1 pseudogene is annotated in these 9,075 nt (G+C 74.0%); it reads right to left on the bottom strand.

Going from position 1 to position 9,075, the window contains the following annotated elements:
- Positions 1-7,463 (bottom strand): annotated as a pseudogene (locus ABZX30_RS37130) (hypothetical protein); the annotation flags it as partial.
- Positions 7,464-9,075 lie beyond the last annotated feature (1,612 nt).

The following is a 9,075-nucleotide window of genomic DNA, read 5'->3' as shown; positions in this document are numbered from 1 at the left end:
TTACCGATTCGGGGCAGTTCGTCGCCCACCCGCTGGCGGCGCGCGGTGTCGGGCGGGGCGGGCGCGCGCGCCGCCGGGACCGGCGCGAGTGCGGGGGCGCTCCCTGCCGGGCCCAAAGGGACCGGGGAGAGGTGCTGGGCGATCGTCAGCGCGAGGGGGCCGGCCGCGGCGCGCCGGGTGATCGCAGCCAGCCACTGGCCCGCATGGTTGAGCACCTGCGGGGTTGTCGGCGGGGCCATCAATGGGCCCCGCACCGGCACCAGCACCGGTGCGGCGCTGCCCGTTGGCGGAGCAGGGGTCCTGCGGGGGTAGGCGGCATGAACGGCACCGGCCGGGTCGATCCACAGGTCGCCGCCCCGTTGCCCGCCGCCGACGAACCGCACATGCGCGTCCATGTGATGGGCCAGGTCGCGCACCAGCACCTCGCGGTCCATGTCGGCGTGGGCGAAGGCGGCCGGCGGCTCCGGTGGGCGGCCTTCCGGATTGTCCGGGCGGGTGGCGTGGTACGCCCGTACCGCGTCCATCACGGCGGCCGTCCGCGCCCGCAGCGGCTCGGCGGTGCCGGGCGGCGCGGAGCGCGGGGCGCCGGCGAGCATGCGCCGGTAGTCGGCGAGCACGGCCGGGGGCGCGGCCCCGGGCCGTACCGCCGCGATCGCCGTGTGGTCGTCCCGCAGGGTCCGTACCGCCCAGTCGAGCGTTGCTCGGTGCAGTTCCAGCGCGAGCCGGTCGGGGTCCACGGTGAGCGCCAACGCCCGCCGGCCGCCCAGTGGGCCGACCTGCTCGGCCAGCAGCCGTCCGATCACCAGGTCGGCGCGGGCCGGGTCCGCACCGGGTTCCCGCGCCGCCCGCACCAGCAGCGGCGCGAGGTCCACCGGGGTGGCACGAGCGGCGGCCCGCCATGCCGCGTGACGGTGGTCGTCCCTCGCGCGCAGGTCCGCCAGTTGCTGCTGGAACACCCGCAGGCCGTCCTCAGACACCTCCACGTACATTTCGCCGTTGACCGGCTCGCTGACGCGCAGGCCGAGCCGGGTCGGTGAACCGAAGACGTGGGTGCGGTGGTCCTCCGCCTCCAGGTGCACCTGGACGCGGACGCGCACCAGTTTCACCGGGCCCTGCTGCTTGACGTGCTGCTCGCGCCGGTAGTTGGCGGTGCCGCCGGCGCTCTGCGTGGCCGAGGTGAGCAGGGGCGGCGCGGTCGACGTCGAAACGCTGTCGGCGTTGTGGGGGCCGAAGGTGCTGCCGCCGCCGCCACTGCCGGACAGCGTGGTCTGCCAGTGGTCTGTGGAGGCGGAGACGGACGTGCCGCTCTGGTGTTTGGCGTAGCGACCGGTGCCGGTACCGACGACGTCGCCGAGCACCTGGACGTCGTACAGCGCGCTGCGCAGGAACAGTTTCACGCCGTGCGCCGACGCGCCCGGCTCGAACAGGTGCGAGGACAGCTGCACCCGCTCGCCGGGGCCGACGCGGCCCAGCACGTTGGTCAGGTGGGTGCGCGACATCAGCAGGTTCAGCAGTGAGCTGACCCGCTTCCGGCCGGCCGCGTCGACGCCGAACACCGCGCGCAGCAGGTCCTCGGCAGCCTTCTGTGACTGGTTGAGCACCACACCCACGACGTACGCGTCCCCCGGGAGCCGCCCGAGCCGCCGCAGATCGCGCGGCCCGGCCGGGGTGTCGGAGCCCTGGGCCGGAGTGAAGCCGGCGATGCCCGCGGGCAGGTGCAGCCGGGTGACACCGTCGGCGGTCACCGTGTGGACGGCGCGCGGCGCGAGCAGGCCCAGCCCGCGCAGTGCGGCCAGGCTCAGCTCGTTCAACGGGCGGTGCGACATGTCGGCACGGGAGGCGGTCACCGTGAAACGGTGCCGAACCGTCGCCTCGTACAACCCGTCCCACGAGTACACCGTCTGCTCGGACACCCCGGATTCGGCGTGCGTCAGCCCACTGCGCCGGCTGGTCCCGAAACTCGCGGAGGCACCGCCGCTGCCGTGCGATCGGCCGGAGCCGACCTTGGCGACGGTGAACGACTGACCGACGTCGCGCGAGGAGGACACGACGCTGTTGGACTGGTGGTGCCCGTAGTTCTCCAGGCCCGCGTCCGGGCGGCGCTCCCGTACGTCCACGCCTGAGCGGAGTTCGGCGTGCACGGTGACCCTCACCATGTCGGTGAGGAACCAGCCGACCTGGTTGACGAGGTAGAACTCGACGCCGTCCTGGGAGAGCAGGTCTTCGTAGACCGCGTCGTCCCGGCCGCGGGAGAACAGATTGAGCACGGTGTCGAGCGAGCCCTGGAGCCGCCCGATGTGGCGACCGTCGGCGCTCCACAGGCCGGCGCCCTTGGTGAGCAGGCCCGGCGCCACCTGCTCGACAGCCTCCCGGAACAGGTCGGCGGTGGACCGGCCGCGCTCGTGGTCGATGCTGATGACGTTGCTGTGGCCGAGTATGTTGCCGCCCGGGTCACGACGGGTCAGATACTCCGGCAGCGTCAGCGACGCCAGCGCGTTGGGCCGCGGGTCCAGCGTGAACTCGTCGCCGAATGTCTCGTGGAAAGCCGCGCGCGCGTCCGCGTCCCAGACGGTCGCCCGGCCGTCCGTGTGCTGCTCGTGGAGCAGCCGTGCCCAGGCCAGGTGCCGGGTGGTGGCGGGGTCGTCCGTCGGCGCGGTCACGTCCTGCAGCCGTGCCACCGGTCGGTCCGGCTCCGGCTGCCGCGCCGCGGACCGCTCGGCGGGCTCGGCCTGTTGTGCCCGCGCGGTCCGCTCGTCCGGCCGCTCGTCCGGCAGGGCGTGTGCGGTGGCCCGGCGCCGCTGGGCGGGGGAGCCGGCTCGGTCGTCGTGGGCGCTCCGGCGGTCCGGCCGGCCGTGCGTGCCGGGTTCTTCCTGACCGCCGGAGGGTTCGTTTCCGTGCCCGGCCGGGGCGCCGGGCCGCCAGCGGGCGAGCAGGCGGGCCACGGTGTTGGCCGGCAGCTTCAGCGACCCCGCGGCCCAGCGCTCCATGGCACTGGTCAACTGCCGGTCGGAGACCGGCAGGTCACCGTCGGCGTACAGGGCGAGTGCCTCCGGCTCGGGCAGCAGGTAGAGCATCTCGTGGCCGACCAGGGTCTCGCGGCCGTAGTCGCGCGCGGACCACATCAGCTTGCCGTGCTTCTCGGCCAGCTTGGTCAGCGTCAGATCGACCTTGCTGCCGTACAGGTAGACGTTGCTGAAGCTGAGCTGGATCAGCTCCTTGCCCGCCGCCTGCTGGAAGCTCTCCGCGGTGTTGTGCTGCCAGCGGCCGCTCATGGAGACGCCACCGGAGGTGGAGATCGGGTCGACGTGGCCGGCCTGGTTGCCGCCGCCCGCGGTGGAGGCCGGGCGGGCGTGGCTGACGCCACCCACGGTGACGTCCGCCTGGGTCCAGGTCAGGCCCCGCGAGGTGGAGGTCGTTGTCGTGGCCTGGGACAGCCACAGCTTGATCACACCCTGCACGAAGGGGTCGGTGGAAGCGCCGAGGAACTCGGACGGGCCCAGCTTCGCCCTGACGTCCAGCGCGGCGAAGGTGTCCCGCAACAGCCCGTTGTCGAAGGGCTGGTCGGTGGTGTACCCCCCGAACGCCGCCTCCTTCAGGTGGGCGCGCAGCGTCGCGGCCATCGAGTCCAGTGTGCGGGCGGCCCGGCCCTGTGGGCCGTCCAGTGACGGCAGCAACCGGTTCAGCGCTGCGCGCAGGCCCTTGGTGTCGAGGTGGAAGACCACCGCTTGGTCCAGCACCTCGGGCCGGGTGTCGTCCTGCCCCGCCGCCGTGTCCTGCGCTCCGTCGCCCAACGGCAGCACCCGTACGGTGGCCGACTGGTCCGGCACCACCAGGGGTGCCGGGTCGCGCCGGCCCTCGCGGACCTTGCCGGGCAGCCCGCTGTGCTGGAACTCGATCGTGACGGTGTAGGTGCTGGTCACCTTCATCCGAAGGAACTCCCCCGAACTGCTCTCCAGCAGTTCGGGGCGGTTGTTGAGGAAGAACGCGCCCTCCGACGCACCCTTGCCCGCGCTCAGGCCGACCCCCGTCGCGCCGCCCAGCAGATAACGGAACACGCCGCGGGCCCGCAGGGCCAGCGACCATACCGTGCCTCCGGAGACTCCCACCGAGGCACTGTCCATGCCCATGGCCAGGTTGGTGAGGTGGTGGTCGTTGCCCCGGTCGAGAAACTCGATGGGCCGGGACCGCTCCGCGCTGATGGTGATGCGGGCGGCGTCCACGTCGAACTCAATGCCGGCGAAGCCCCGTCGCCGGTGCAGCACCAGGGTCAGACCGTCCTGGTGGAGGCGGTCGTGGTGGACGGCCAGGCCGTCGTGGAGGAACTTGTGCAGCAGGTCCTCGTTGTCGACGCGGCTCTCCAGGCCGGCGGACAGCTGCCACCACGAGCGGTCGCCGATCGGGTTCTCCCGGTCGCCCGGCAGCAGGAAGTCATGGGCGCGCAGCGCGTCGGAGATCACCTCGAAGAGGCTGTCGACGGTCTCCTCCGGGACCTCCACGAGGCCCATGCCGATGCCCCGGTAGGGGGTGTCGTCCCGCAGGTGGCGGGGCAGCCGGTCCGGTGCCTGCCGTTGCTCGGGGGTGGGGCCGCCGCGCAGTGCCGTGGGGTCGTAGGGCACGAGCGAACCGGAGGCGGTGGTGTCGTGCAGGGCCGAGCGCTCGACGGGGAAGCCGTGCCGGAACGCCTCCGGCTGCGGCAGTCGCAGCAGCGCCCGGCTCTTCACCAGGCTGGTGGACCGTGTCCGGTCGGCGCCTTCGCGGCGCAGCGTCACCTTCGCCCGCAGCATGAAGGCGGCGCGGTAGGCGACGGTGGTGCCGGCGAAGCGCGGGACCATGACCCACAGGCCGGTGCGGGTGGCGCCGAGCGCGTCGCCGTTGCTCCACGTCACCGACACCGAGCCGGAGAGGCCCAGCCCGGCCTTCGAGTTCTCGTGCGGGCGCGGTGTCAGGTCCAGCCCGGCGGTCAGCGGCGTGAGGGTCGAGGAGTGGCCGAGCCTGTGCTCGCCGCCCGTGCCGTCGATGGCGGTGCGGACGTTCTCCAGGTGCGCGGTATCACTGGCGGCACCGACCTGCCGTTCCCGCCCCGGAGCGAAGCGGTCGGCGTGCACGGTGACGGTGGCGACGGTGCGGCCGTACTTGTCGTGCAGGCGGAAGGTGTAGCCGCCGCGGGGAGTGCCGTCGCTCAAGCGGTCACCGTTGACGGCATGGTCGAGGAACGACGGCAGGTTCCACAATTTGTGGATCAGTTCGTCGTGCGTGCGCGAATCACCCGACGGGGGTAGCCCGCCCTCCTCCATGACGCGCGCGATGCGGTCGTACAGCGTGGGCAGTCCGGTGACGCCCGAGGCGAAATAGGTGCCGGGCAGCCGGGTGCGCAGCACCCCTTCACCCGTGGCGACGACCTGGTCCTCCCCACGCGCTTCCAGATAGGGCTTGGGCACCCACAGCAGCAGTCGCTGCGATTCCGCACCCGCCACCGGGCGGGCGGTGACGTCGCGCCACTGACTGCGCCGGGCGTGTACGCGGCGAAGGCGCACGGACCAGTTCGGCCGGTACGACACCAAGGTCGCCCCGGCCCGGTTGTCCTCGACGTGGCCGCGCTCGGAGTCGGCGATGTGCGTGGTGGTGCGGCCCGACTGGTTGGCGACGCCCGAGATCCCGGCACCGATGCTCAGCAGGTGGGCGACCGGCGAGGGCAGGCCGACGCCGAAGTTCAGCGAGACGCCCAGTCGTGTGGCACCGGTGCTGCTGGACTCGCTCTGCACGTGCGCGCCGGTGGCGTACGTGGCGTTGACGGCCGCGGTCGCCCGGAAGGATCCGGGGTCGCCGCCGGCCGGCACCTGGTCCGGGCCGTCCACGGAACCAGCCGGGTTGGCCACCGGCGCCGGGTCCCGAGGGTCGAGCGTGACGAGTGCCTCGACCGGGCCGAGCGGCACCAGGAGGCCCTCCGGCCGGTACGCCTGTTCCCCGCTCAGCAAAAAGGGGTAGTTCGAGAGCAGCCGCTGCGGCAGCCGGTTCCAGACCTCCTCGGGAACGACGTGCCCGAGTTCGGTGGTCCAGGCGCGCAACTCGGCGACCACCTCGGCCAGATGCGGCAGGCCGGCCTTGGGCACGCCGATCGGGAGGATGTGCGGGTCGGCGGCCCGCGCCTCGAACGACATCCGGTCCGGTGAGGACTCGCCGCCCGGGGAGGGGGCGTGCGTGTCACTTTGGCCGTGGCCGCCCGGACGGTGCTGCGGGCGGTGGTCGTCCCTCCTGCCGGCGCCGGTGTCCCGATCGCCGTGCATGCCGGCGTCGGGCCCGTCGGCGCGGGCGGTGAGAGGCTCGGGCAGTACCACGGGGCCGGTGCGCCTTGCGGGCGGGAGCAGGGCAGGACCGGCCGGCTCGGTGCTGGCCTCGCCGCCGGGCGCGGTGGAGAGCGCCGCGGCGGTCTCCGTACCGGTGCCCGTGTCCGCCAGGCCGGCGCCCGGCCGCCAGGGGGCACCTTCGAGCGACTCCTCCAGCGGGCGGCCCGCGGCATCCTCCGCGTCCGGGTCGAAGCGCAGCAACCGCCCGCCGTCCCCGGCCCGCATGCGGCCCTCGTCCGGCAGCACCTCGACGCCGCCCCGGGCTCCCGTCACCGCCACGCCCAGCGTGGTGGCGAGCCGGTGCGCCACGGCATCGCCCCCGGGCATCATCAGCAGCACGGGAGGACGTTCGTCCGGGAGCATGGCGAGTGTCGCCGCCACCGTGTCGAGGCTCGCACGTCGGCTGTCGGGCAGCACGAACGCGTCGCCGTCGAGCCGGCCGTACAGCAACAGCACACCGGGCACGGTACGAGCCAGGCCCTGCACGCTCGCCGGGTCCAGGGCCGGGGCGCCGTCACGGTCGCCGGACAGCGAGACCGCGACCGGCCTGGTGCCGTACCAGTACACCGGCAGGCTGCCCGCGAGTTCCTCCAACGGCACGTGTACGCCCGGAGGGCGCCGCGTCGGCGCGTCGGCGTCGGTGGCCTCGGTCGCCTCGGTGGCGTCCCCCCCGTCGCGCGCGCCGGCGCCGGAGGGCGGCAGCAGGCCGAGGGCCCGCCGGTACTCGGGGATCAGCTGTTCAGGGTTGCTGATCCCCAAGCGGCGCAGGTCAGTAGTGGCCAGGTAGAGCCTGAGGCCGGCACCGGTGATGCCCGGGGGCGGCTCGGCGGGGCCCACGGCCGCCGGGCCGGCGCCTAGGGGGTACCGGGCCTCGTAGGCGTCGGCGTACTCCTGCCAGGCTGCCTCCAGGGTGCCCAGGGTGCGGTCCGCCTGCTTGCCCTTGCCCTTGCCGGCGCTCGGCGTCGGCGCGCCACCGTCCCCGTCGTCGCCCGTGCGGTGGGCGGCGTCACGCAACCGGTCCGCCCAGCCGGCGGGCAGCGGCGGTGGCGCGACGGCCGTCGGCGGCTCCCCTCCGGAATCCCGGCCCGCCCCCGAGGCGGTCGTTGCCGAGCGCGACACCTGACCGGTGACGGGACGCGCAGCTGACGCCGAGTCCGAACCGGCAAAGCCGGCGGGCGCCGCCGAAGCGGACTCAAGGCGCCCCGCCCCTACAGGCCGGCCAGCGCCTCCCGACCCGCCGGTGCCCCGCGGACCATCCGGCCGGAGCTGCTCCTCCGGGCCCAACCCGCCGGGCAGATAACCCCGCTCCGGCCTGGGACGGCCCTGCGCCAACTGCTGGGACAGCACCTCCGCCCGGTCCATGTCACCATGGGCCCGCAACTCCGCCGCGACCGCGTACACCGCCAGATGCCCCGCATCGAGTGCCTCGCAAGTCGGGTCGGCCGCCACCTGGAACTCGTCCAGCCGCTGATGCGTCCGGACTATGTTGAGCGCTGTCGAGACGTCGGCGGCCACCGGCCGGTTCGCGGACCACGCCGCGGCCACCTCCGCGCGCAGCCTGCCCAGATCGGGCACGGCCGGTCCGGTCGTGGTCGCGGCAACCGCCTCCGGCTTCGTGCGGCCCTCGCCTGCCCGGCTGCCCGGATCGGCGGAGGCCGTGGTCAGCGGACGGCTCGCAGCCGGAGCGGAGGGCGCGGCGGGGCGACTCGTCCACGAGGCAGCGACGGGGGTTGGGGAGTTCGTCTCCGCAGGCTCCGGGGCGGCTGTGGCCTTTCCTGCCGTGGTCAAGGCGGCTGTCGCCGCGCGGCCGGTGGACACGGCGGGAGACCCCGCCCCGGTCGTCACCGAAGACCTGGGGGGAGGAGGGGCATCCGCCGACATCGGGTCCGCCGGCTCGACCGACTCGGCCGATGGTTTCGGCGCAGCGGAGGTAGCCGGAGTGGTGGTGGATGTGGGCGGTTGGTTCGTTTCGGGCCCGGGGGTGTTCCGCGGGGCTGTCCTCCCGGCCGGGGGTGCTGTCTCAGGGCCGCCGCCCGCACCGGCGGCCGCGCTTGTGGGGCGGCCTGTCTGCACGGACGTGGTGCCCGCGCGTTCCGGCTCCGGTGCCAGTAGGGAGCTCGCGGCCGGAGTGGTGCGGTTCCTCACCGTGGTCTGGGCCGGGTCCGTGCTTCCGGCGGCGATGACGGTGCCGTTGCCGTCCGTGCCCACGGCCGTGGTGGCCTCGTCGGTGCCGTCCCTGGTGTCACCGTCCGCTGTGCCGTCGATGTGGTGCCCGCCGGGGGCGGCTGTCGTCCGGCCTGCCTCCACCGGGTGTCCGGGCCGCGCACCCGAAACCGTGTCCACTGCCTGCGGGACACCGGCGGAAGCCACCGCGGGATGCACGACACCCGAGGCCACGGCCGGCCCGTCCACGGACACCTGTCCCGTTCCTGAACCCGGGACGGTGACACCACCCGGCCCAAACGGACCACCCGGACCGTCCAGGTTGTCCAGGTTGTCCAGTGCGTCCAGGTGGTTCAGCTCACCCGGCGCGCCGCCTGGTGTCCCGCCTGGGTCCCGGTCTGCCGTGCTCCGGTCACCACTGGAACCGGCTCGAGTCGTCCCGCCGGTGTTCCCGGCGCCCGGGGGGTTCGCCGCACCGTGGGGCACAGTTCCCTTCGTCTTCTCCACCGCTCCCAGCACGCCGGAGTGCAGCATGCCTTCGCTGAGTTCGCTGAGGCCGGACGTCCAG

Origin of the sequence: Streptomyces sp. NPDC004542, assembly GCF_040610035.1 — a bacterium.
Classification (GTDB): domain Bacteria; phylum Actinomycetota; class Actinomycetes; order Streptomycetales; family Streptomycetaceae; genus Streptomyces.
Note: the sequence above shows the minus strand (reverse complement) of the source record. Positions and strands in the feature narration are given on the sequence as shown.